18 protein-coding genes are annotated in these 23550 nt (G+C 71.2%); 5 read left to right on the forward strand and 13 right to left on the reverse strand.

What is annotated here, in order from left to right; all coding sequences use genetic code 11:
• Window positions 1-97: 97 nt before the first annotated feature.
• From KEG57_RS21745 to KEG57_RS21785, 9 genes are all read right to left on the reverse strand, one after another.
• Window positions 98-1990, reverse strand: coding sequence for a M2 family metallopeptidase (locus KEG57_RS21745; protein WP_272420953.1), 1893 nt, complete (start codon window positions 1988-1990; stop codon window positions 98-100).
• A gap of 39 nt (window positions 1991-2029) precedes the next feature.
• Complete coding sequence (locus KEG57_RS21750) at window positions 2030-2719, reverse strand: HAD family hydrolase (RefSeq protein WP_272420954.1); 690 nt, start codon at window positions 2717-2719, stop codon at window positions 2030-2032.
• Between the two features lie 76 nt (window positions 2720-2795).
• Complete coding sequence (locus KEG57_RS21755) at window positions 2796-3302, reverse strand: VOC family protein (protein ID WP_272420955.1); 507 nt, start codon at window positions 3300-3302, stop codon at window positions 2796-2798.
• 514 nt (window positions 3303-3816) lie between these two features.
• The gene (locus KEG57_RS21760; protein WP_272420956.1) at window positions 3817-5850 is read right to left on the reverse strand and encodes a TolB family protein; all 2034 of its coding nucleotides are present in this window, start codon (window positions 5848-5850) and stop codon (window positions 3817-3819) included.
• A 449-nt stretch (window positions 5851-6299) separates the two neighbouring features.
• Window positions 6300-7115 (reverse strand): MYXO-CTERM sorting domain-containing protein, encoded by an 816-nt coding sequence (locus tag KEG57_RS21765; RefSeq protein WP_272420957.1) that lies wholly within the window; start codon window positions 7113-7115, stop codon window positions 6300-6302.
• 29 nt (window positions 7116-7144) lie between these two features.
• On the reverse strand, window positions 7145-7774 hold the full coding sequence (locus KEG57_RS21770) for a hypothetical protein (RefSeq protein WP_272420958.1): 630 nt from the start codon (window positions 7772-7774) through the stop codon (window positions 7145-7147).
• Between the two features lie 59 nt (window positions 7775-7833).
• On the reverse strand, window positions 7834-8073 hold the full coding sequence (locus KEG57_RS21775; RefSeq protein ID WP_272420959.1) for a hypothetical protein: 240 nt from the start codon (window positions 8071-8073) through the stop codon (window positions 7834-7836).
• Window positions 8070-8639, reverse strand: coding sequence for an RNA polymerase sigma factor (locus KEG57_RS21780; protein WP_272420960.1), 570 nt, complete (start codon window positions 8637-8639; stop codon window positions 8070-8072). The genes KEG57_RS21775 and KEG57_RS21780 overlap by 4 nt, the downstream gene beginning before the upstream one ends.
• Window positions 8636-10918, reverse strand: coding sequence for a VIT domain-containing protein (locus tag KEG57_RS21785; RefSeq protein ID WP_272458762.1), 2283 nt, complete (start codon window positions 10916-10918; stop codon window positions 8636-8638). The genes KEG57_RS21780 and KEG57_RS21785 overlap by 4 nt, the downstream gene beginning before the upstream one ends.
• A gap of 230 nt (window positions 10919-11148) precedes the next feature.
• On the opposite strand from KEG57_RS21785, the gene KEG57_RS21790 reads away from it, so the two are divergent.
• From KEG57_RS21790 to KEG57_RS21805, 4 genes are all read left to right on the forward strand, one after another.
• On the forward strand, window positions 11149-11364 hold the full coding sequence (locus tag KEG57_RS21790; RefSeq protein WP_272458763.1) for a hypothetical protein: 216 nt from the start codon (window positions 11149-11151) through the stop codon (window positions 11362-11364).
• Between the two features lie 144 nt (window positions 11365-11508).
• Entirely contained in the window at window positions 11509-11649 is a 141-nt protein-coding gene (locus KEG57_RS21795) for a hypothetical protein (protein ID WP_272420963.1), read from the forward strand.
• Between the two features lie 40 nt (window positions 11650-11689).
• Window positions 11690-12109 (forward strand): nucleoside diphosphate kinase regulator, encoded by a 420-nt coding sequence (rnk, locus tag KEG57_RS21800; RefSeq protein WP_272420964.1) that lies wholly within the window; start codon window positions 11690-11692, stop codon window positions 12107-12109.
• 77 nt (window positions 12110-12186) lie between these two features.
• Window positions 12187-12750 carry a type 1 glutamine amidotransferase domain-containing protein gene (locus tag KEG57_RS21805; protein WP_272420965.1) on the forward strand — a complete coding sequence of 188 codons (564 nt, stop codon included), beginning with the start codon at window positions 12187-12189 and terminating at the stop codon, window positions 12748-12750.
• A 19-nt stretch (window positions 12751-12769) separates the two neighbouring features.
• On the opposite strand, the gene KEG57_RS21810 is transcribed toward KEG57_RS21805, so the two are convergent.
• The 4 genes from KEG57_RS21810 to KEG57_RS21825 are packed head-to-tail and all read right to left on the reverse strand — an operon-like array spanning window position 12770 to window position 22469.
• Window positions 12770-15820: a hypothetical protein gene (locus KEG57_RS21810; RefSeq protein WP_272458764.1), complete on the reverse strand. Its 3051-nt coding sequence runs from the start codon at window positions 15818-15820 to the stop codon at window positions 12770-12772.
• Entirely contained in the window at window positions 15817-18771 is a 2955-nt protein-coding gene (locus tag KEG57_RS21815) for a hypothetical protein (RefSeq protein WP_272458765.1), read from the reverse strand. Before KEG57_RS21815 ends, KEG57_RS21810 begins: the two co-directional genes overlap by 4 nt.
• Window positions 18768-21950: a hypothetical protein gene (locus KEG57_RS21820; protein ID WP_272420968.1), complete on the reverse strand. Its 3183-nt coding sequence runs from the start codon at window positions 21948-21950 to the stop codon at window positions 18768-18770. The genes KEG57_RS21815 and KEG57_RS21820 overlap by 4 nt, the downstream gene beginning before the upstream one ends.
• Before the next feature lie 54 nt (window positions 21951-22004).
• On the reverse strand, window positions 22005-22469 hold the full coding sequence (locus tag KEG57_RS21825; protein WP_272458766.1) for a YybH family protein: 465 nt from the start codon (window positions 22467-22469) through the stop codon (window positions 22005-22007).
• Window positions 22470-22652: 183 nt separating this feature from the next.
• Between KEG57_RS21825 and KEG57_RS21830 the strand changes: the two genes are divergently transcribed.
• On the forward strand, window positions 22653-23345 hold the full coding sequence (locus KEG57_RS21830) for an SOS response-associated peptidase (protein WP_272458767.1): 693 nt from the start codon (window positions 22653-22655) through the stop codon (window positions 23343-23345).
• Window positions 23346-23550 lie beyond the last annotated feature (205 nt).

The following is a 23550-nucleotide window of genomic DNA, read 5'->3' on the forward strand; positions in this document are numbered from 1 at the left end:
CGGTTTCTCGGCCCTCGGTCCAGGCCGTGCCTGGTCCGGGGTGCAGGGGGCGGACAGCCCCCTGCTGGGGTGCGGGGCAAAGCCCCGCTCCGCCCCCTCACCAGCCGCAGGTCTCGCCCTTGCTCTCCTCGCGGATCCACTTCCGCAGCGGCTCGAAGTATTCGAGGATCGCGCTTGCGTCGCCCTGGGTCTCGCCGGAGATTGCCTTCATTGCCTCTGGCCAGGGCTTGCTCGCGCCCATCGCCAGCATGGCCTTGAGCTTGTCGCCGGCTGCCTTGTTGCCGTAAATCGAGCACGTGTGCAGCGGGCCCGTGTGACCGGCCGCCTTGCAGAGCGCGCGGTGGAACTGGAACTGGTAGATGTGCGCCAGGAAATATCGCGTGTAGGGCGTCCCGCCGGGGACGTGGAACTTCGCGCCGGGGTCGAAATCCTTTTCGCTCCGCGGCACCGGCGCCGCGACGCCTTGGTATTTCTGGCGCAGATTCCACCACGCCTCGTTGTACTTGTCCGGCGGCGTCTTGCCCGCGAAGACGTCCCAGCGCCATTGATCGATGAGCTTCCCGAACGGCAGGAAGGCGATCTTCGCGAGCGCCTGCTTCATCAGGAAGTTCGTCTCCGCTTTCGGGTTCTCCGGGGCGTCCTTGAGCAGACCGATCGTCTTCAGATACCCAGGCGTCACGCTGAGCGCGATCGTATCGCCGATGCCCTCGTGGAAGCCGTCGTTCGCGCCCGATTGGAAGAGGACCGGCAGCGTGTGGTAGTAGACGTAGTAATAGTTGTGGCCGAGCTCGTGGTGGATGGTGATGAAATCCTCCTCCTTCGGCTCGATGCACATCTTGATGCGAATGTCGCCGGCGTACGTGACGTCCCAGGCGCTCGCGTGGCAGACGACCTCCCGGTCGCGCGGGCGCACGAACATGGAGCGCTCCCAGAACGTCTTCGGCAAGGATTCGAGGCCGAGCGACGTGAAGAATCGCTCGCCCATCTTCACCATTTCAATCGCGTCCACCTTCTTGTCGACGAGCGCCTTCGTCACGTCGATCGACGCTTCCTTCGGGTACGGCGTGACCAGGTCGTAGAGGTTCGACCAGTCCTGCGCCCACATGTTGCCGAGCAGGTGCGCCGGGATCGGGGCCTTTGCGCCGATCTTGTCCTCGCCGTAGAGCTTGCGGAGCTTCCCGCGGACGAGGCAATGCAGCTCGTCGTAGAGCGGTTTGACCTGGGTCCACAGGCGCTCGGTGTCGGCCTCGAAGGCCTCGGGCGTCATGTCGTAGCCGGCCCGCCAGAGCGCGCCCATGTCCTTGAAGCCAATCGAGCGCGCGCCCTCGTTGCCGAGCTCGGCGTAACGCGTGTACCGCTCCTTGATCGGCGGCGCGATCGAATGCCAGCCCGTCCAGGCGTCGAGCAGCTCGTCGTACTTGCGGCTCTTCCCCATGATGTTCGACAGCTCGTCGAGGTTCAGGCATTTGCCCTCGAGCCGCGGCGGGCAGTATTTGCCCTTGCCGTAATCGGCCTCCATCGAGACGGCGATCTGCGCGAGCTCGGCGCGCTTCTTCGGGTCCGGCGGCGCGGGCAGCGTGCTCGACAGCTTGATGAGCTTGAGCTGCCGCGCGACGGGCTCGTCGAGCTTCAGGCCGTCGAACCGGGTCGCGCCCGTGATCGCCGTGCCGAGGTATTCCATGTTCGCTTCCTCGGCTGCCGCCGAGAGCGCCGTCGTATCGTCCGTGATGTACGTCTTGTTCACCCAGGCCGCGCGTGCCGAGGCGGTCCAGAGTTTCTTCAGGTCGTCGTTGACACGGAGGGTGAACCCGTGCGCCTCCTCGGCCGTGGGCGGCTTCTCGGCCGCGGGCGCCTGGGTTTGCCCCGGCTTGGCCGTCGGGGCCTGGGTCGACGTGGGCGGGGGTGGCTCGGAATTACACGCGACGACGGCGGCGGCGGCGAACGCGAGCGGGAAGGTGAGGGCGAGGGAGGCGTAGGGGCGTAGTTTCATGGACCGGGCTCCGAGGTTTTGCCCGGTATAATCCGGAAACTAGGCGTCGGGGAAGAGCATTGCGAAGGCGCCCGGCGAAAGAAGATTGTCGCAGACGAACGTGGCGCCGGCCTTCGCGAGTTCTCCCGGGACGAACCTGCCCGTGCCGACGGCGAGCGACTCGGCGCCGATGGCATGCGCCGCCGCGATGTCCTTGGGCGTGTCGCCGATGACGACGACGCGGCAATCGCCCCGGTCCCTGCCGAGCTGCTCGGCGCCGCGCCGGGCGCCGGCATCGAGGATCCGGGCGCGTTCCTCGGCGTCGCAGCCGAATCCGCCGAAGGAGAAACGATCGAAGAGGCTCGCGCGGTCGAGCTTGATACGGGCGCCGTCCCGAACATTGCCCGTGCCGAGGCCGAGCGCGATGTGAGGAACACGAGCGGCTCGATCGAGGACGTGGTCGATGCCGGGGTGGGTGACGTAGCCGGTGGAGGCGGCGACCTCGGCGACGAGGGCTTCGAGGTAGGCTTCGAGGACGCGGTCGATCGAGGGTTCGTCGGCGCTCGCCCCGACGGCGTCGAGACCACGGCGGACGATGGCGCGATCGGTCATGCCGTCGAAGGAGAAGTGCGCGCACGCATCGGCCCGGCCGGTGACGCACTCGAAGGCGCGCTCCATGGAGCGACGGCCTGCCCCGCCCGTGTCGATGAGGGTGCCGTCGATGTCGAAGAGGAGGATGGTGGGTTGCACGGGCGGAGTATGCCAGAGACGAAGGATCGTGCTCCCCGCGGCGTGCGACCGGCTGCTCGGGAAACGAGGGCGCCGCTCAGGCGCGGCCGGCGCGCCGCGCGAGCTCGTGCAGGTCGGGGGCCCCGGTGGGGAGGTCGCCGGGGAAGCCCATGCAGGTGAGCTCGAGGTGATTGCCAAAGGGATCGTAGAAATAGAGGGACGCCTGTCCGGGTGAGCCGAGCCGGCGCGGCCCTTCGGTGGCGACGCCGTTCGCTTCGAGGGCGTTTTTCATCGGGACCATGTCCTCGGCCGCGACGGCGAAGGCGATGTGCGGGTGGTCCTGCGTGGCCGCCGGCCAGCCGTGGCCCTGCGGGAAGAGGTCGATCCGAGCCGTGCCGAGCTGGATCGTGATGTGGGTGCTGCGCGCGGCGTCACCTGTGCGGCCGAGCGAGGCGAGGAGCTCGGGGGTGACGCGCATGAGGACCTTCGCGCCGAGGAGGCCGACGTAGAAACGTTCGGCGACCGCGAGATCGCCGACGGGCAACGTGAGGTGATCGATTCCGTGGATGCGGCCCGCGAAGGGGCTTTCTTGGATATCGCTCATGATGTGACCTCCCCGAAGGGGATTCGTGAAGCCAGGGGAGGGCGACGTCCAATCGTTTCGTGCGAACGAGGATGAGCGTGGATTGTCGGTCGTTATGGACATACCTCCGGCGAGGCAAGGGCATCACCCCGAAGTCCGGTCGACAGGGCGCAGAGATGAAGGCGACCATGCCGACGCGCTGTCGATCGGGCGCGGGGATGAAGGGGACTACGTCGACGCGCTGTCGATCGGGCAGGGGGGATGAAGGCGACTACCCCGACGCGCTGTCGACAGGGCAGGGGGGATGAAGGGGACTACGTCGACGCGCTGTCGACAGGGCAGGGGGATGAAGGCGACTACCCCGACGCGCTGTCGACAGGGCGTGGGGATGAAGGCGACTACCCCGACGCCCGATCGATCGCACGCGGGGGTGATCGTGAGAACGTCGACGCCCGATCGATCGGGCACAGGGATGACAAGCGGGAGCCCCCTCCCTACTCCGCCGCGCGGAGAGGGAGGGAGGGGGAGGGGGAGGTCACTTCGGGGGCTTCTGCGCGCAGAACCCGTCGATGCACTCGTCGGCCGGGTTGCAGCAGTCGGCCTTCGTGGTGCAGGCGTTGCCGGTCTCGGAGCAGGAGCCTGGCGGCGGGGGCTCGCCGCAGACGTACGCGCCGCTCGCCGGGTCCTTGACGCACTGGCCGAGGCAGCAGTCGGCGCCCGTGACGCAGGTCTCGCCCTGCTCCTTGCAAGGCTCCGGCGCCATGTACGCGTTCTCGGAGAGGCCGCAGCCCTCCTGCCCGCGCATGTAGAAGGGCGGATGCGAGGGATCACCCGCCGTCGGCGGGTCGTCGATCGCCGTCATCCAGAGCTGCTGGCGGTTCGTGTTGACCAGCGTGTTGCCGTAGTCGCGGCGCGAGATGAAGACGAGCCAGTAATACCCGCCCGCGCGCTGCGGCGCGAAGACCGGGTTGAAGCTCTTGTTGTCGCTGGAGGCGATGGCGAGCTTCTTCAGCTCCGTGCCGTCGGGCTTGACGAGCCAGAGGTCGCCGTTGCCCGTCGAGCGCGAGCCGGACGTGGGGCGGCCGAACGCGATATACTGGCTGTCGGACGTGAAGCTCGGGTACGCCGGGCGTCCGCTGCCCGCGGCCTGCGAGACGATGGGCTGGACGTTGCTGACCGTGACGCCGTCGGCCGCGACGTCGCCCGCGGCGAGGTAGCCGCTCGACGCGTCGAAGACCCAGCCGCCGCCGCCGAGGCCACAGATGGCCGCGACCTTGTTCCCGTCCGGCGACCACGCCGGCTCGCCGCAGCCGGTGCCCATGGCGTTGCTGTTGAGCACGGCGCCGCCGGCCGCGTTGACGATGCGCAGGATGGCGTTGCTCGGGTTCAAGGCCGCGTCGTTGCTGACGAGGATCTTGTCACTCGTGTGGTTGAAGGCGCTGAACGTGCCGCCGAGGCCAGAGCCGGGCGGGATCGCGCCGTATTGCGCCGGGACCTGCGTGAGGTCGACCGTGATCTGCGGGAAGGGCGAGCCCGTGTCGAGCGTGGCCATCATCGTCTTGCCGTCACGGCTGACGCTGTGGCAGCCCCAGCAGCCGCCGGGGTTGAAGAACTCCTCGGGCGTGGCGGAGTCGGGCTTGATCTTGAGGATGCGGCCGTTCGAATTGCCGCCGCAGGCGCCGGGCAGCTCCCAGTAATACACGGCGCCGCGGACGCGGCCCTGCGCGACGTGCCAGACCTGGCTCGTGGGCGCATACGCGCCGCCGCCGGGCGCGAGGCGCGAGAGCTGCACCATGATCGGGTCGCTCTGCGCGCCCGTGCCGGAGGAGCCGATGTACTCCCAGTCTTTCTGGTCCATCAGATACCGAGCCGGCGCGCCGGTCTGGAAGTACGAGACGTACTCCATGTGCTTCTCGGTGATCTTGAGGCGGTAGATCTCGGTGCCGGAGGCGCCGTTCCACTGCATCTCGGGCGCGAGGACGCCGAGCGGGAAGACGGTGTCGTGGTACGGGTAGACGATCGACATGCCCGGGTCAGGGCCGATGGGGTTGTCGAAGGCCGCCTGCTGCGCAGGATCGAGGCCCGCCCCGTTGACGGTCTTCTTGACGTTGACCGTGACGTTGGTGTTCGCCACGGCGTTGCTGAGCTTCGCCGTGAGGACGCCGGTGCCGCCAACATTGCCGGTCGGCATGAAGGTCGCGCCGGTCATGTCGCCGATGTCCGGCCGCTCGTAGACCCACGAGACGAGGTTCGTCACGTCCTGGCCAGCCTGGGTCTTCACGGTGAAGATCTGGGTCGGCTTGTTGAGGTCGATGACGTTCAGCGTGGGGTTGAGGGGCGTGATGATGAGCGCCTGGACGTTCGGGTCGCCCCCATTGCCGCCCGAGCCGCAGTTGAAGAGACAGCCGCCTTCGCCGCCCCCTCCCCCCTGACTGGTGCTGGTGCTGCCCCAGTCGCCGGCGTCGCCGCCGTCGCCTCCATTGTTCGAGCTGGTGGCGCCGCAGCCATAAGCGAACATCGCCGCGCCGAGCGAGCTCACGATACCAAGGAATGCAAAGCGTCCGCGCATGCCCATCTCCCGGTGTGGGTCGCCGGCCGTGCCTGGCGGGCGAGAAGCCGCAAGATACCACTGAGCGGAGGAGCTCTGCAGGGCGAAGTGGCAATTTTCCGGCGGAGAGGGCCAGTACGCCGAGCAGAGCCGTCGCGCCGGGGCGCTGCCCCGGACCCCGCGGGGGCTGTTCGCCCCTCGACCCGAACCAGCGCAAGCGCTGGACTCGTGGTGGAAGAACTGCGCTTCGCGCAGTTCTTCCAACGGGCCCGTTGGACCGCGTCGCCCATCGACAGGGCAGCGCGGCTGTCTTGCTTGGCAGGGTGGTGGGTGGTCTTGACTCGGCCTGTTCGATGAACTGCGCATCGCGCAGTTCATCGACCCCGGGTCCAGCGCTTGCGCTGGTCCAGGTCCAGGGGCGGAGAGCCCCTGGTGGGGCCTGGGGCAACGCCCCAGCGCAACGGCCCCCGTCAGCGGGAGGTGCGGCGGCGAAGCGCGAAGGCGGCGCCGAGGAGCAGGGCTGCGAGGGGCGCGCCGGAGGAGGGGGCGGGGAGGCCGGCGACGCGGCAGCCGCAGCCACCTTGCTTGGGGGCTTCGGCGGGGGGCGCCTCGGTGGGCGTCTCGCCCGTGGCTGCGGGCTCCGTGGGCGCCTCGGCGGCGGCGGCGGCGGGCTCGCCTTCCTTCTTTTCGGCCGAGGCGTCGTCCTTCTTCTCCTCGGTGGGCTTCTTCTTCTTTTCGCCTGCGAAGACGATGGCGCGACGATCGACGACGGGGTTGTCGCCCTTCAGGATGAGCTTGATGGTCTGGCCCATCTGGGCGCCGTCGGTCTGGCGGGTGATCTTGAGGTCGTATTCGCCGGCCTCGAAGCCCTTGTCACGACGGATCACGAAGTCGAACTTCGTGATGTTGAAGACCTTGCCGCTCGCGTCGGAGAAACCGACGTCCATGCTCTCGTTGATGCTCGGCTGGTTCTTCAGCGGGAGCTTTGTGAGCAGCGGGCGCTCGGGGGACTGGTCCGTGAGCGAGCGCTCGTAGAGCACGGTGGGCGTGAAGCTGAAGATCATCGGGATGTACGCGATGTCCGGCTTTGCCCCGTAGTTGATGGTGAAGTTCAGCTTCCACTTGCCGTTGACCTCCTCGGGCTCGCGCGTGGCGAGGGCGACGGTGCCTGCGGCGCGCGCGTCGGTCGGCGCGAAGAGCACGAATGCGAGCGCGAGGGCGGCGAAGAGCGCGCGGAGGATCGCCGCACGACGAGGCTGTGGCTGCAATGCGAGCGCTGATTTCATGGTGGGACCAACCTATCAGGTTCGAGGGATCACGGGAACCAGAGGAGCTTGTCCTCGGCGCCCTTGTAACAATCGGCCTGGGCTTGCTCCTCGTTGTCGCCGCAGCCGCCGCCTAGGCAACTCGCGATGTCGTGGAGCGCGGAGGCGTTGTACCGCGTGGTGAACATGGCCTGCTGCGCGGGCTCGAGGCGCTTCATGGCGGCCTTGCACTCGGCGAACTCGACCTTCTCGCAGCGCGTGGCGCGGTTGCAGCGAGCGTCGATGACCTCGTCGACGCCGGGGCCGCTCATCGGGAGATCGACGAGGGCCTTGTCGTTGCACTCGGAGAGGAGGAGGGCGCGATCGGCGGCGGCGGGATCGCCGGACGCCTTGGCCTCCTCGACGCGCTCGAAGTAGCACTTCGTCATGACGCGGATGTAGGCTGCTGAGGCGGTGGGGGAGGCCGTGCGGCACTCGGTCATGCGATCCCAGGCGCCGCCCGGGCCCTCGGACTTGGCGAGGGCGTCGCACCACGCGGCCTGCGCGGTGGTGACGTCGGGCCGGTCGGGGTAGTTCGCGTTGCCGCCGCAAGCGACGATGGCAAAGCCGGTGACGAGGAGGGCCACGGCGCGGCGGGCCGTGCTCCGGCGATCCTTCGGGGTGGAACGGACGTCGTGCATGGCGCGACGGTATCATGCACGCGCCGGGCGGGACGAGTTCGTCTGCTTGGATCGATGTCCTAGCCGCCGCGGATCCGCGCGAGCACGGCCCGCGCCGTGGTCGAGAGGCCGTCCGGATCGAGCGCCGCCTCCACGACACGTTGCCTGCGCGCGAGCTCGAATGCTTCGGCCCGGCCCGCCTCGTCGAGGTCGTGAAAGGCCGGGTGGGTTCGCACCTCGCCGAGTGGGCCGCGGGCCCGGTAGGCGCCGGCGAGGGCCTCGATCAGCGCGTCTCGGTCGTCGCCCGGGTTGCCGCTCATCGGAGCTCTGCCTCCAGGTTGACGTGGTGCTTCTCCAGGCACTCGGCGAGCAATTTGCGCGCGCGGGTGAAGTTCTGGAGGAACGTGTTGATGCGCATCCCGAGCCGCTCGGCGAGTGTCTCGTCAGGCTCGGCGCCTCCGCTCGCGAGGCGGGCCCCGAGGACCTCGGCGGGCTTGTCGGGGAGTTTTTCGTGGCAATGCGCGATGAGCTTGCGCAGGAGCGGGTCGGGGGCGCGGGGCTCGAAGGTCTCGAGGCGGGTTTCGTCGAGGTCGTCGTCTTCGACCGGCGCGAGGCGGGCGCGGCGGAGGTCGTCGATGCAGAGGTTTCGGCCGATGCGGATGGCGAGGCGGACGAGGCTGTTGGGGCGGCCGTCCGCTGCGTGGCGCGGCGCGACTTGCCAGACGCGGAGGAGGGTTTCCTGGAGGACGGCCTCGGTGTCGACGCGGGTCGCGTAGGGCCGGAGGCTGTCACGCACGCGGCCCTCGGCGCCGGCGATCCAGCGCCCGAAGGCGTCGGCGTCGCCGGCGGCGATGGCGGGGAGGTGGACGTCGAGATCGAGCATCACGCGGGGGCGATGGAGGTGACGGGCGCAGGCAAGAGGCCGTGCTTGCCCGGCGAGTCGGGCGGCGCCGCGGGCTTGCGGAAGGCGTAAAGCAAGCCGGCGAGGAGCGCGAGCAAAAGGAGCACGAGGAGGACGACGGGAAGGCGTGAGGCGTGTTTCTTGGGCGCGGTCGCTAGCGCGAGCTGCGTATCCACGAGGGGGGACGGCTCCGGCATGTTGTTCTGCGGGATCACCGGGGTCGCCGGACGCGGGGCCGACGCAGGAAGATTGCGAGGCGCGGCCATGGCCGGCAGCGGGAGCGAGGGGGCCGGGCCCGCGATCAGATCATCCGTCGGGTCGAGCTTCGCCTCGGGCGCTGTCTTGCCGAGCCGCGCTTTGAGGTCGATCTTCCCTTTCGTCTTTCCGCCCGCGGCCGCGCGCGCTGGCCGCAGCCCGAGGCCCTCCGCCGACATGCCGTGCGGCAATTCGTGGGGCATGCGCTCGCGCCGGAGCGCGTCGTCGGGATCCACCGTCACCTGCTCGGTGACCGCGATCCACGAGGTCAGGCGCGTGGCGATCTTGAAATCGAGTCCGATGCGCTCGATGGCGTCGTCGAGGGTGCGCCGATCGCCGCCGCGGGCCAGGGCGAGCTCGAGGTCCTCGACCTTCTCGCGGCCGAAAAGCGCCGCTGCCGGGCTGTCGTCGCCGGCTTCGATGGCGGGGACGTCGAGGCGCTTTTCCCAGGTTCCTTCGCGGGTCTGTCCGCGGACGAGGAGGCTGCCTCCCTCGGGGCGGAGCGCGAGCGCGACGAGGACCGGCGCGCCCGCGAAGAGATCCGGCAGGCGCAGAGGCGCGTGCTCGACGAGCGCCGAGCCCGAGATGTCGAGGTTCACGAGCACCGGCGCCGCGGTGCGCGCGACGAGGCGCGCGGCGGCCCGCTCCGGGTCCTCGCCGAGGCCGATCACGACCTCGATCCCGCGTCCCGCGCGCGCGGCCGGCGCGGTGAGCGAGCGGTTCACAGCCGAGCCCACGCCCACCGTGTGCAGGCGCGACGAGGCCGGCAGGCGGTCGAAAATCGCCCGGAGCACCTCGGTCTCGAAGCCGATGTGGCCGTCGGTCACGAGGACGACCTGCCGCTGCGCGTCGGGCCGGAGCGTGCGCAGCGCTTCGAGGATGCCGGCGCGCATCTCGGTGCCGCCGGACGCGCGGAGCGCCCGGAGCCAGGCGAGGGCCTCGCGCTTGGCAAGGTCGGTCGCGCGGACGGGCGCGTCGTTCCAGCGCCGCGGCGCGCTCGAGAATTCGATGAGCTCGAGCTGGTCGTCGTCGTGGAGCGTGTCGATGAGGGCCGCGACGACGCGGCGGGCCTGATCGAGCGGCTCGCCATGCATGGAGCCGCTCGTGTCGAGCAGGACCACGAGATCCCGCGTGACGGGACGGAGCGAGGGCGAGGCCACGGGCGGGACGATGGTGAGCAGGCCGTGGGCCATTTGCGCGGCGTCGCCTGCGCGGCGCGAGGTGTCGAGCGAGAGGCCGACCTTGGGCGTGGCGATGCTCCAGCGGACGACGAGGTCACGATCGAGGCGCGCGCCGGCGCGGGCGCCGAGGTTCACGACGATGCCCTGCTTCGGGTCGCCGCTGATTTCGAGGGCGTGCGAGGGGGACTCGGGCCGCTTGCCCGCGGCGAGCGTGTCGTGGATGAGGCACGTGAGGCCGAGGCGCGCGGGCAGGGGGCCGTCGGCGACGTCCTGCGTGATGCGCGCGGCGTCGGGGACGCGGCCCTCTTCGCCGAGGTAACGGGGCGCGACGACGGTGGGGAAGCGCCACTCCCAGGCGCCCTCGTCGAGCCAGGCGAGGCGTTGGTCGATGACGATCTCGGCGACGAGCTCGGCGCCGGGCGGGATGTTGCCGATCTCCTGGGTGAAGAGGCTCGACCGGTCCTGTTCGAGCAGCGCGGCGCTCTTGCCCTCGACGAGGGCGCGCTCGTACCGCTCGCGTGCTTCGGCGCGGCCGCGGACGTCGCCGACGATGCGCTGATCGCCGATGCGGAAGGAGAAGGCGCTGACGGCGCCGCCTTCCGGGAGCGGGAGGCTGTAGGTGACCGCGAGGGGTTCTTCGTACGGGTTGGCGAAGCGCTGCTCGAGGATGACACGCGCGATGCCGCCTTGGGCGTCGGCCTGGAGGGTGGTGCCGCGGAGAGGGAGGGCGCGGCCGTCGGTCGTGACGAGGCGCGCGCCGTTCGAGGGCGCGGCCGGGGCGAGGTTCGGGGACGAGGGGGCGTTGCGGGAGAAGAGTGACAGGGTCATCGGTGCCTCCGCCCGACCAACGAGAGGGGCCGCAGGCTGATGACAAAAAATCGTACGGGCTTCGGAGCCGGGTGACCAGATGGGATGGACGGGGTCGTCCGGACGGAACGACGTGGCCGTCGACGCAATGGCGGGGCGAATGAAGAGCGCGCTCCATAACGGGCGGCGAAATCTTTACGCTTGCCTTTCTCGCCCTCGTCTCCGAAGGTGAAGAACGAGCGTCGGCAGCCATGAAGAGGATCCTGGGGAAAAGCTCCGCAGCGCGAATCGTGAGCGGCTGCGACGTGAACGAGCCTCCAGATCCAGGCCTCCTGATGTTCGGGCGTGGCATGAGCCGCGCGAAGCACGTGAAGGCCGCCGATCGGCTCGATCCGAGGCGCTCGGCGACCGAGCGGCGCGCGCCTGATCTGGCGAGGGGCCCTCCGCCCGAGCGCGCCGAACCCTAGTCGGGGCAGCGTCACGAAGGCCGTGATTTCGGCCGTTACGGATCGCCTGCCCTCGTTTCGCGCGCGCCGGTGAGCGCCGGGAGCCCGGTGCATTCGTGCGTGCTCGCGATGCCAGTCGTCCACGATTTCGATCAGGAGGGGACGATGAGGTTTTCGTATTTTCTCACGCGCCCCGAGCTCGTGCTTTTCGTGAAGCTCGGGCTCCTCGTGTCTTGTGTCGTCGGATTGCGGTCGCTCGCCGGGGTCCTCGTCGAGGAGGGCGAGGACGACGAGTCGGACGAATGACCGGTCCGCATTCCTTTCATGCCCCGAGAGGTCCACGCCCATGTTCCCCATCGCTCCGAGCCTCGTGATCACGACCCAGGATGCAGAGCGCCTTCACCGGGTCGTCGAGCTCCACCTCGAAGGCCAAAGGCGCGCGGCCGCGGAGGCGCTCGACCGGGAGCTCGCGCGCGCCAGGCTCGTCGCGCCGCCGAACGTGCCGCCCGACGTGGTGACGATGAACAGCCTGGTGTTGTACCTGGACGAGGTGACGCAAAAGCGCCGCGAGGTGGTGATCACGTATCCGCGGGACGCGCGTGTCGAGGATGGGCGCGTGTCCATCCTTTCGCCCATTGGAACGGCGCTGCTCGGTCTCTCCGTGGGCCAGGGCATCACGTGGCCGATGCCCTCTGCCGGCCCCAAGCGGCTGCGCGTGCTCGCCGTGCCCTACCAGCCCGAGGCCGCAGGGAATTTCCAGCTCTGACGACGGGCCCGTGGGCTCGTCCCGCGCCGTCCATGGCAGATGCCTTGCTTGCGCGGGGCCGTGGAACGGAGGGTGTCATGGCAAACGAGCTGACGGGCAGGCGGGTGGCCATTCTGGTGGAAAACGGCTTCGAGCAGGTCGAGCTGACCGAGCCGCGGCAAGCGCTCGACAGGGCAGGCGCGCAGACGGCGATCGTGTCGCCGGTGAGCGGGCAGGTGCGTGGCTGGAACTTCACGCAATGGGGCGATTCGTTCGGCGTGGACGTGGAGCTCGCGAATGCCGGGCCGGAGAATTTCGATGCATTGCTCCTGCCCGGCGGGGTGATGAACCCGGACAAGCTGCGGATGAACTTCGAGGCCGTTCAGTTCGTGCGCACGTTCTTCGATACCGGAAAGCCCGTCGCGGCCATTTGCCACGGGCCATGGATGCTGGTGGAGGCGAACGTGGTGCGCGGCCGGCAGGTGACGTCGTGGCCGTCCATCCGGACGGACCTCGTGAATGCGGGCGCGACGTGGGTCGATCGGGAGGTGGTGAACGACAGCCAGCTCGTGACGAGTCGCAAGCCGGACGATATCCCCGCCTTCAATCGGGTGATGATCGAGCTCTTCGCGAAGGCCCGGCCCGTGGCGAAGGCGGCGTAGGCGAGAGCGGAAGCCCTGCTCACGGGCTCGAACAAACGCCCGCGTCGCTGCGTCCCGCCCCACGGACGAGGGATGCGCCGGGCGAGGGAAAGCGGACGACGAGGGTCGTATTGTTCCGGGGGAAACGCACCTCGAGCCCCTCCAGGCAGGTGCGGCCGGTCGAGACGGCGACGAGGGCCGTGGCGCCGAGGCTCGGGGCGTCGTGGTCAGGGTCGGGCGGATCGAATTGCACGTCGACGAGGACCTCGGCGAGCAGGCGATAGGCGTCGGGGTCAGGGCGGCAAGCCGGGGAGGGGTCGAGGTTCGTGAGGCTGCCGGCGGCGCGTACGGGGCCGAGGGTCGCGCGGGCGAGGTCGAGGTCGGCGAGGAGGATGTCGCCGGAGGTGCCGGAGACGGCGCTCACGGCGAGCCGAGGGGAAGCGGCGTCGCCGCGGCGGCGCGCGAGGCCGAGGCGATGGCGGGTGACGTCGGGGACGCGGCCCATCTGGGTGAAGCGGCGGAGGAGGCCGCCGCGGAGGAGGAAGAGCTCGCCGTCTCCGGCCTGGAGCGTGAGGAGGTCGCCGCGGCCGAGGTCGGCGGCGGCGGTGAAGACGCCGTTGTGCTGGAGGGGAACGGGGTCGCGGCTCGGGCTGCCCGGGAGGCCGAGGTCGAAGCGGAGCTCGGGGGTCCGGAGGAAGAGGCCGACGGGCGAGGCGTCGGTCGCGAGGAGGACGGGGACGATGGCGCCCTCGACGCGGGTGAGGGACGGGGCCTTGAAGGTGGCACGGCGCGGAGGGCGCGGGTCGAAAGGGAGGCCGACGTCGACGGTGAAGCTGCCTGCGCGGACGAGGCCGACGGCGACACCAGGCGGGGTGCGGAGCGAGGCGGGGAGGGGCGCGGCGTCGGCCTTGCTGTCGCCGCGGGGCGCGGGGGCGCCGGGTCGTTCGAGGCGGCAGCGGAGGGGGAGCGAGCCGAGGCGCTTGACGGGCGGCTCGGGGGCGGAGGCGATGTCGGGAGGTGTGTCCAGCGGGGCGGCGGGGGCGGGGCTTCCCCAGCCGAGGCGGACGACGCCGTCGCCGAGGGCGCAGCCGAGCTCGGAGCAGCCCTGGACCATGTTCGCGTCGTAGGGGGCGTTGAGCTCGCCGACGGGGGGCGCGACGACGGGGCGGAAGGTGCGGCCGCCGTCGGTGCTCTCGTGGTAGGTGGCGGCGCCGTCGTTGTCGGCGCGGGCGAGGGCGAAGGGGCCGCCGCGGATGACTTCGACGACGCCGGGCGGGAGGGGATGGACCTCGACGCGGCCGTCAGGATGGATGTGGACGCCGGCGAAGCGGCCGCCGAGGCGCGTGGAGACGGGGAGCATGCGCTCGGAGCGGCCCTGGGGGATGGGGTCGGGGCGTTCGGCGTCCTCGGCGGACTCGTCTTCGGGCGGGAGGACGATCCAGCCGTGGATGGAGCCGTCTTTTTCGTCGAGCCAGAAATCGCGGTCGATCGAGCGATAGGGCGGCTCCTCCATGGGCGTCGGGGCGGCCGGGAAGGCGGCGCCGCCGAGGGCGGGATCCTCAGGGTCGACGTGGAGGATGCGGACGCCTTCGGGCGCGGGTTTGGAGGCTGTTTTCGTGTCTTTGCTGCGGAAGACCAGGGCCGTGGCTGTACCGCCGTCCCCGGGGAGGAACCGGTACAGATGGGTCGCGTCTTCGCCGGTGAGGCGTCGCTCGGTCCAGGCGCCGTCGGCGCTGCGGACGCAGACGTAGGCCTCGTCGGCGGGGGTCGGGTCGAGCGGCTCGGGCGGGTCTGCCGGGGGCGTCGTGAATTCGCGCTCGAACTCGCTGGGCCCGAAAAGCTTCGGTTGCGCGTCGTTCACGGGCGGGGCGCCCCGGAAATCGGCGGCCGTGGGGACGAGCGCGCCACATCGGCCCGTGAAGGCGAAACGCGGGCCTTGGCCCGCGATGAACGTGGACGGCTCGGGGAAGGTGGCTTCGAGGCGCGGCGCGGAGGGGTCGTCCTGGAGGGCGAGGACGTGGGCGCCGTGGGAATGGGTGCACGCGAGCAGGACGTCCGCGCCGCGGGGGATGGGCTGGCAATGTGCGAAGGGTTCGGCGACGTTGGTGAGGGGGGCGTCGTCGAGGACCTGGCCCGTGGCGAGGGCGAGGACGCGAACGGATTGCTCGCGGGTGACGAGGACGCGGCCGCCTGGAAGGCGAGCCCCGGCGAAGACGGCGGTCGCGAGCTCGGGAGGGGCGAGGCGGCGGCTCGAGGGGAGCGTGTCCTCCGTGGGGCTCGTCATCATGCCCCAGCCGAGGTCGTTCGGCGGGTCCGCGACGACGGGGACGAGGCCTTTGGCGGGGTCGAGGGCGAGCGTGGGCTGGCGGCCGGCGCCCGTGAGCAGGAGGAGCTTTCCGGATTCGCCTTCCTCGAGGGCGAAGATGCGGACGCTGCGCTCGGCGGTGAGGTCACGGAAGGTCTTGCCGCCGTCGGTGGTGATCTCGGCGCGGCCGAAGGCGTCGAGGCGGACGCCGTGCTTGCCGTCGAGGGAGAAGGCCTCGGCGAAGCGGGCGAGGTCGGTGCGGCGGAGGTCGGGGGTGGCGGCGCGGGGGTCGAGCTCGAGCAGGCCGAGGTCGGTGCGCAGGACGAGGGTGTCGAGCCAGGGGCGCGCGCCGCCCTCGGCCGCGATCTGGGCGATGGGGCGGAGCTCGCCGAGGAAGGTGTCGGCGCGGTAGGTGCGCGCGTCGGACCAGAAGACGTATCCGCCGCCGAGGCGCGCCGGCAGGGAGCGGAAGCCGTACAAAGCCTCGGGGCCAGGCGCCTCGGCGAGGACCAGGCCGCCATCGAGCAGGAAGCGATGGCCGGACGCGAGGGCGGGCTCGCGGCGCGGCAAGGCGGAGTCGCGGCCGGCCTCGTCGAAGGAGACGCCGACGCCCTCGGCGAGGACGTACCGGGCCGGGCCGAGGAGGGGCTCGGGCGCGGCGGTGGGCTTCGGGCGCAGCGGCGAGGGCGGCGGGGCGGAGGCGCCTGGGCGCTCGGGCTTCGCGGAACAGGCGGCGAGGGCGACGAGGGCGACGGACGCGGCCCGGGGGAAGGCGCGTTTCTTCATCGGACGATGCCTTCGCAGGTGAGCGGCTGGCGGACCTCGGCGCCGAAGCCGAGGACCACGAGCGTGCCCTTGCCGGGCCCCTTGCCATCGAAGCGAGCGACGACCTTGCGGACCGTGCCCGGCGGGTCGTAGTAGCCGAGCTCGGGCTCGTGGCGATCGTCGCGGACCGCGAGCTCCACGGCTTCGAGGCACACGCGCGAAGGCGACCAGCGCAGGACGGCGAACCCCGCCGTGCCGCTCGCCGTGACGCCGAGGAGCGAGCCCTGGGCGAGGCCGATCTTCGTGTCGAAGGGCAGGACCACGCGGGCGTCGTCGGGCTCGGGCGCGCAGCGAGGATCCGAGGCGGCGGCGAGGTCCGCGAGGGACGCGAGGCGCTTCTCGGGGCCGAGTGTGCCTCGATCCGGGTCGAGCGGCGCGAGCACGGCCTCGCCGCCCGCGTCGACGGCGACGACGACCGGGTCCTGCCCGCGCAGGCCAGCGGCGAGGTCGAAGCGGCCCGCGCCCTCGGGCGGATAAAGCAAACCGAGCTCGCGTCGCGCGCCGGAGAGAACGGCGCGGCCGGGCGTGCGCGTCGTTTTCGGGAGCTCCACGGCGGAGACGGCCTGATCGCCGCCGCTCCCCGTCACGAGCAGGACACGGCTCCCGTGCACGACGCCCACCGTGGGATCGTCGACGCACCCGCCGATGGGAATGGTCAGGCCGGCGTCGTCGACGAGCGGAGCGGCGCAGCGGCCGAGGCCCGAGGTGGCCACGGCGCGCACCTTCGCGCCGTCGAGCACGTAGCCGAGCCGGATCTCGTACGGGTGGAACGGCGTCGGGCCGAGGCGCGAGAGCGGGATCGTGGCGCGGGTGATCGGCGCCGCGAGGTCGAGCAGGGGCACGTACGCGATCTCGGCGTCGCCCGTCATGCCCGCGGGCTGCGGGCCGTTCAGGGGGATGAGCATCCCGCCCGTGAAGCCGATCCGGCCGGGCGCCGCGCGAGCGATCGGCGTTTTCGTGTAGCCGAGACCAAACGAATCGGGGATCCGTTTGCCCTCACTCGGGCCGGCGTACCGGCAGGCGAGGCGCACGAGCGGGGGCTCGGGGATCGGGCGCTGGTAGTCGGGGTTCGGCTTTGGCGGGGTCGTGTCCTCGAGCGCCGGCTCGGACCCGTCGTTCCAGCCGATCCGCACGAACGTGCCGACCTGGCAGCCGATCTCGCTGCACGACATGGGCTCGGACGATCCACCACTCGGCGGGGGCGCGATGGGGCGGAAGGTGCGGCCATGGTCGGTGGTCTCGAACAGGCGCTCGGTCTCGGTGCGAGCGAGGCCGAAGCGGCCCGAGGTCGCGATGCTGACGGTCTGCGCCGGAAGGGGGTGCTGCCGCGGGCGGCCCTCGGGGTCGATGGTGACGGCCGCGAGGCTCGAAGGGCCGTGCCCCGAGGGGAGCCAGCCTTCGATCGTGCCGTCGGGCGTGACGTGGAGCGCGCGGGTGAGCAGCGCGGTCGTCGAGGAGGAATACGTGGTGATGTCGAGCGGCGGCTCGTTGCGGGCCACGCGCACGACGCGGAGGGCGCCGCGCACGGTGACGCGGGGCGCGCCGTGGAGGAACGTGCCGGGGATGGCCACGAGGGCCACGGCGGCGCCCTCGGCCCGGGGAATCCAGGCGACGACGTCGCTCGCGTCGGCCGGCGCGAGCGTGTGCTCGACCCACACGCCCGGGCTTTTCCGCACGCAGAAAACCGGGCTGCGCTGGTTCGAGGCGTTCGTCGGCGAGGCCGAGGCGACGACGTCGGCAGGCGAGCCCGGCGCGGGGCCCTCGCACGGGCCGACGAAGCCGAGCGCCTCGCCGTCCGCGACCACGAACCGATCCCAGCTCGGCGCGTCCGGCAGATCGAACGTGCGCTCGATGCGCCCGCCGCTCGCCAGATCGAGCACGGTGGCGCGGCTCGGCGACTCGCAGACGAGCAGCGCGCCGTCCTTCACGCGGAGCGGCATGCACGTGTCGTCGCCCGTTTCGATCGAGAGCAGCGCGGTTGCCCGGCCCGTGCGCAGGTCGACGCGCGCGACGGCGCCCTCCGTGACCGTGAGGGCGTCCCCTTCGAGCCAGCGCAGCCCGTACGCGGCCGCCGCGTCGAGGGCCGACACGGCGGATTCCTCGGGCCAGCGATCGTCGAGGTCGGGCGGCGGCGCGTGGCGCGTCGGGCCCTGCGGAGCACGATCCGACACGATGCTCCCGCGCGCGTCGACGAGACGGCTCTCCTCGCCCCGGAGCAGCACGTGCAGATCCTCGCCCCGGACCTCGATCTCCGTCGCGTCCGGAAGCTCGGCCGACACGTCGCGGAACGTCGCGCCGCCGTCCATCGTGAGGCGCGCATGCCCGAACACCGTGAGCACGAGCGCGCGGCGCGCGTCTGCCGCGAGCCCGATGGCAAACCCGGGCAGGTCGAGCTTCCGGGGCGGCCCGCCCGCGGGCGACACCACGAACACGCCGGCCGCCGTGACGAGCCCCGTGCCGTCGACCCAGTCGAACGTGCGTTGCACGGCCGCAGGCAGCTTCCCGAGTGAACGCGCCTCGCCGAGCCATTCGGCCGCGCCGAACACCTCGCGCTCCCGAAAGAGCACGTACCGCGCGGGCGCCGCCGGCGCGACGGTCCACGAAGGGGCCGCGGTCGCTCCGTCGAACTCCGCCGTGTCCTTGGCCGTCGCGATCACGTCGGCGCCGCGCGACTCGACCCGGCGACCGCTCGCGAGCGACCGATCGACGCCGGCCTCGGTCCGCTCGATCCAATCTGTCGCCATCGGCACGACCCAGCGCGGCGGACCCAGCGTCGAAGCCGATGGCGACGCCTTCTCCGCCGCACGCGCCTTCTGCCCAGACGGCGGCGTGATCGGCTCGGGCCGCGCCTGCGTGCAGCTCGCCGCGGCCACGACGAGCGCGCAGGCCGACGTGAGGGCGGCGCGCTTCATCGGGCTCGCTCCTCCGGCGCCGGTTCGAGCTTGCAGTCGAGCGCTTGCCGAAGCCCGCCCGCCTGGAGCACGGCGCCGCGGCGTTTCGAGCCCGAAGCCTCCCACCGCACGACCAGGCTTCCCTCGCTGCGCGTGATGTCGTCGGGCCGCCGCTCGGCTCCGAGGTCGAGCGCCTCCACGCACACCCGCTCCTCCGTCCAGCGCAGGAGCGCCGCGCCTGCCGCGCGCAGGGAGATGCCCGGCAGCGCGCGTGTATCCATCCCGAGCCACCACGAGGGCTCCATCGGCACGAGCGCGCGCCAGCCCTTGGCCTTCTTGCAGCGTGGATCGTCGGCCGGCGTCGCGGTCGACCATGGCGCGAGCGCCGTGCGCGGCCGTGGGCTCTGCGTGGCCGGATCGAGCTCCGCGACTGCGATCACGTGCGGCGGGCTCCCGTCCCAGAGCAAGATCCCGATCGCCCCATCGTCCCGCCGCGCCAGCGTCACCGGCCTTCGCCCGCCGCTGTCGCGCTCCTGGCCCATGAAGACCGGCGGCCTCGTCGGCGCCTGCCCGTGCTCCTCGAACGTCATGCGCCGGCGGGTCTCGCCCAGCACGAGCACGCGCTCCGGCCCGAGCAGAAGCCCGGCGCCGACGGAGTTCTCGCTCATCGCGTAGCGCCGTGGCTCGAAGAGTGGCAGCGTCGTCGTGCGCTCGTTCGTTACCACGACCTCGTTCCTGTCGGTCACGAACAGCAGCGCGACGTCCCCTCTCGGCGCGAGCAGCGGCGTCACCACCACGCGCCGCGCTTCCTCGAGCTCCGCGCCCGTCGCGTCGATCCTGAGCGGCGGCGCGCCCGGCTCGAACGGCATCCGCATCATGAGCGAATGCGTGCGGAGTGGCGCCGCGCTGGCCTTTCGAGGCGGCGTTTTCCCCGGCGTTTTTCCGGGGGACGCCGGCGGAGCCTGTCCGGCCTGCTGCGCGCCTTTCATCAAGGCCTGCAGCGCGTCCTTCGGGAGCTGCGCGAGGACCTCCGGCGGCAGCGCTTGCAAGAGATCGGCCGACGGCCCCGCCGGAACGGCCTCCTCGGGCGTATTCTCCACCTCGCGCACGAGCGTCACCAGGTCGCCGAGCCCCGTTTGCCACGACAACTTGCCCTTGTCCGGCACGAGCGCGGCCTCCGGGACGACCTCCGGCGTGCCGGCCGGCGTGCAGGCGAGCCGCACCGGCGCCTTCACCTCCGGCTCCTCGTAGGGTTTGGCCGGGTACACCACCGGCGCCGCGCCGGTCGATCCCCAGCCGAGGCGCGTCACCGGCCCGATCGCGCACCCGAGTGGCGAGCAGAAGCCGCCGAACGCCGCGGGCGGCAGCGGCGACCGCCCCGCCGCTCGATAGCTCCGGCCGTGATCGAGCGTCTCGTACAGATCGCCGTCCCGCGTGAGCGCCACGCCGAAGTCGCCGGTCGTGATCATGCCGAGGACCCGCGGCGGCGGGGCGAACGCCGTCACCCGCCCGCGTGGATCCACGACGACGCCGGTGAACACCCCGCCCACCTCGCCCCCGTTCGGCGACACCAGCCAGCCCTCGACCGAGCCGTCCTCGCGCACCTGGAACCGCCGCTCGACGAGCGGCCCGAGCGGCCCACGCATGCCGCCCGAATACATGCCGTACGGATTGAACGAGGGCCGCGAGAACACCATGCCGGAGACCTCGGCCGGCACCCGCACGATCCGCACGCCGCCCTGCGCGACCACGCGTGGCTCGTCGACCTTCGGCTCGGGCAAACCCTCCAAGCGTGGATCGATGACCAGCGCCACCGCCGTCCCGTCCCGCCGCGGCGCCCAGCCGTACACCTCCTGCCCGGGCGGCAGCTCGATCGTGTGCTCGACCCATTCGTCCGCCCCTCGCCGCACGCAGATCCGCGTCGCCGGCCGGATCTCGCTGCCGAGATCCATGCGCGACGGATCGTTCATATCGAGCATCCGCGGCGTGAACTTGCACGACCCCACGAACGCGAGCGCGCCCGCGTCGTCGGCCACGAAATACCCGTCGTCGCTGAAGGCCCGCTCCAGGACCGGCGGAAATGCCCCGTCCCGCAGGCTCATCACGTACGAGCTCGTGTCCTGGTACATCTCCCAGCCGCACACGACGAGCGGCGCCTCGGGCCCCGCCACCGCCGAGCACATGAGCCCCGGCTGCGGAAAATCCGTCACCGTGCGGAGGAGCGTGCCCCGCGCGAGATCCACCTCGCCCACGGCCGACGGGTTCACCGCCAGCGCGCGCCCCGCCGCGACCCTCGCCCCGCCGAGCACCGCGGCCTGGATCGGCGGCGTATCCCGCCAGATCCACCACGCGTTCCGATCGTCCGCCCGAGATCCTGGCAAGATCGGCTCGAACCCGCGCCCGTGCGACGATCCGTGCTGCGCCCCATCCATCGGCCCGAACCGCCCGTCCGCGCCGAGCGGCAGCCGCCCTTGCCACGTCTCCACCGCGAGCGCGCCCGGCTGCACCAGGAACGTCTTGCTCCCGAGGCCCGCGACGCCCGCCGCATCATTCCACGTCGCTCCCCCGTCCCCCGTCGAGGCGAGCCGGCCGAGGTAGTCCACGCGCACCGCGCGTTTCCCATCGAGCGCCGCGAAGTCCGCGAGCCCTGCCTCGCTCGCCGCTTCCAGCGCGTCACTCCCTTTCCGCAGCGCTGCCGTCCCCGCCTCGCCGAACACGAGCACCGCGTCGAGCCCGCTCCTCGCCCCGCGCACGGCCCCGACCCCGAGCGCGCCGCCGAGCGCGACCGGCCGGAGTGGCCCTGTGAACGTGTCCGACCGAAACACCCGCGCGCGGCTCCAGTGGACGAACCCGCCGCCGAGGTGCGGCGCCACGGCGAGCGACCCGACGAGCGGATCACTCTTCAGCGACAGATCCACGTCCCACGCCGCCGAAAGCACCTCGCCGCTGTCGGGCGCGAGCTCGAACCGCACGCCCGCCGACACCAGCCGGTCCCGGTCCGCCTCGTGCGACACCCAGAACGACTCGTCGACCGCCGTATGAAACAGCCGCGCCCCGCCCACGAGCGGCGCGTCGAGCCCGAGGGACGGCGCTTCCTTTGGACCGGCCTTCGCGTGGGCGGGCGTGGGCGCCGGGCGTGTACAGGCCCCGAGCGCGAGGGCCGCGGCGAGGAGAGACGGTCGGTCGAGTCGTCCCAGCATCAGGGAAGCGCGCCGACGGTAGCGAAAGCGGCGCCCGGGTCCTAGGGGTTTTTGCTACCTCGCCCCGTGCCCGAGCGGCACGTGCGCGTGCGAAAACGTTCGCTTCTCCCGCACCTTGCCCCCCTCGAAATGCAGCACGTCGAGCCCCTGCCACGCGAACACGCGCCCATACACCCCGCGGAACAGGAGGTTGCGCACCTCGGCGAGCCCGGGCAGCGCTGTCTGGCCTCCTTCGAGCTCGTGCCGACAGGTCCAGCGCACCATTGCCTTCCCGGCCTCCTCGTCGAGCAGCCGGTCCTCCGTGATGAATGAAATCCGGCCGAACTCCCCCCGGAATTGCGGCTCGAATGCGGCGCGGATCCGCCCCTTGCCCCGGTGCTCCTTACCGTCGTACGTCACGTAGAGCGCATCTTCCGTGAAATGCTGCATCACGGCGTCGAGGTCTCCCCGGTTGAACGCATCGAGGAAACCGTCGACGAGGACCAGCAAATCGTCACGGGAGAGCGCGTGGATCGCCATCGGCCGCGGCATCGTCGCCGCCGCTCGCCTCCTTGTCAACACGCCTCCCCCCGCGGACGCTTGCATCCTCCTCCCCACGGGCGCCCCTCGATGTGGTACGAACGGCCCGAGGCGCGTGCGTCTCGCGAGACCCGTTCGCCGCGTACGCAGGCTCCGCTGCTTCCCGAAGTTTCGGATGTTCCCATGTGTGGTCGATACACCCTGACGAACGTCGCGCCGAACTTGCTCGGGCCCCTTTTCGGGGTCCTCGACATCCCGCTCCTCTCGCCGCGCTTCAATGTGTCGCCCACGCAGGACGTGCCCATCGTGCGTGTCCTCTCGCCCGGCGCGCCGCGCACGCTCGAGCTCGCGCGCTGGGGGCTCGTTCCTTCGTGGGCCAAGGATCTCTCGATCGGCGATCGCATGATCAACGCCCGGGTCGAGACCGCCGCCGAGAAGCCCGCGTACCGGTCGAGCTTCAAGTCGAAGCGTTGCCTCGTCGTCACGGACGGCTTCTACGAGTGGAAAAAACTCGGCACCGGCAAGAAGCAGCCCTGCCGCATGCACATGCCCGACGAGAAGCCGTTCGCCTTCGCCGGCCTCTGGGCGCGCTGGAAGAACGCCGAGGGCAGCACGCTCGATACCTTCACCATCCTCACGGCCGAGGCCCGCGCGGCCGTGGCGGACGTTCACGATCGCATGCCCGTCATCCTCGCCCCGGACGCCTACGGCTCCTGGCTCGATCCTGACGAGCAACGAGCGGATGTCCTGCAGGCGATGGTACAGGCGCGCATCGGGGACGACCTTGTGGTCACGCCCGTCTCCACCCGCGTCAACAACCCCCGCAACGAGGGACCCGAGAACGTGCGTCCCCTTTTCGCGCAGGACCTTTCGTGAACGCAAGACGCGCGAGGTCCGCGGACATCAGTGCAGCGTCCAGGCATCAGCGCGACGCGCGCGGGACGGACGTTCGGCGCGCGATCTTTGCGCGACACGCGCCAGCTTCGCGCGCCCTCTGCTCAATCGGGCGCCTCCCGACCGCACCTATGCGGTGGCACGACAATTGTTTACCTTGGTGGCGAATCCCCTGAACCCCCCGCCC

The sequence above is a fragment of the Polyangium jinanense genome, assembly GCF_028435365.1.

Excerpts from the sequence above, each read along its gene's own strand:
- KEG57_RS21745 (WP_272420953.1), bottom strand. The coding sequence starts at position 1,990 with ATGAAACTACGCCCCTACGCCTCCCTCGCCCTCACCTTCCCGCTCGCG.
- KEG57_RS21755 (WP_272420955.1), bottom strand. The coding sequence starts at position 3,302 with ATGAGCGATATCCAAGAAAGCCCCTTCGCGGGCCGCATCCACGGAATC.
- KEG57_RS21760 (WP_272420956.1), bottom strand. The coding sequence starts at position 5,850 with ATGCGCGGACGCTTTGCATTCCTTGGTATCGTGAGCTCGCTCGGCGCG.
- KEG57_RS21765 (WP_272420957.1), bottom strand. The coding sequence starts at position 7,115 with ATGAAATCAGCGCTCGCATTGCAGCCACAGCCTCGTCGTGCGGCGATC.
- KEG57_RS21770 (WP_272420958.1), bottom strand. The coding sequence starts at position 7,774 with ATGCACGACGTCCGTTCCACCCCGAAGGATCGCCGGAGCACGGCCCGC.
- KEG57_RS21775 (WP_272420959.1), bottom strand. The coding sequence starts at position 8,073 with ATGAGCGGCAACCCGGGCGACGACCGAGACGCGCTGATCGAGGCCCTC.
- KEG57_RS21785 (WP_272458762.1), bottom strand. The coding sequence starts at position 10,918 with ATGACCCTGTCACTCTTCTCCCGCAACGCCCCCTCGTCCCCGAACCTC.
- KEG57_RS21790 (WP_272458763.1), top strand. The coding sequence starts at position 11,149 with ATGAAGAGGATCCTGGGGAAAAGCTCCGCAGCGCGAATCGTGAGCGGC.
- KEG57_RS21795 (WP_272420963.1), top strand. The coding sequence starts at position 11,509 with ATGAGGTTTTCGTATTTTCTCACGCGCCCCGAGCTCGTGCTTTTCGTG.
- rnk (WP_272420964.1), top strand. The coding sequence starts at position 11,690 with ATGTTCCCCATCGCTCCGAGCCTCGTGATCACGACCCAGGATGCAGAG.
- KEG57_RS21805 (WP_272420965.1), top strand. The coding sequence starts at position 12,187 with ATGGCAAACGAGCTGACGGGCAGGCGGGTGGCCATTCTGGTGGAAAAC.
- KEG57_RS21810 (WP_272458764.1), bottom strand. The coding sequence starts at position 15,820 with ATGAAGAAACGCGCCTTCCCCCGGGCCGCGTCCGTCGCCCTCGTCGCC.
- KEG57_RS21815 (WP_272458765.1), bottom strand. The coding sequence starts at position 18,771 with ATGAAGCGCGCCGCCCTCACGTCGGCCTGCGCGCTCGTCGTGGCCGCG.
- KEG57_RS21820 (WP_272420968.1), bottom strand. The coding sequence starts at position 21,950 with ATGCTGGGACGACTCGACCGACCGTCTCTCCTCGCCGCGGCCCTCGCG.
- KEG57_RS21825 (WP_272458766.1), bottom strand. The coding sequence starts at position 22,469 with ATGGCGATCCACGCGCTCTCCCGTGACGATTTGCTGGTCCTCGTCGAC.
- KEG57_RS21830 (WP_272458767.1), top strand. The coding sequence starts at position 22,653 with ATGTGTGGTCGATACACCCTGACGAACGTCGCGCCGAACTTGCTCGGG.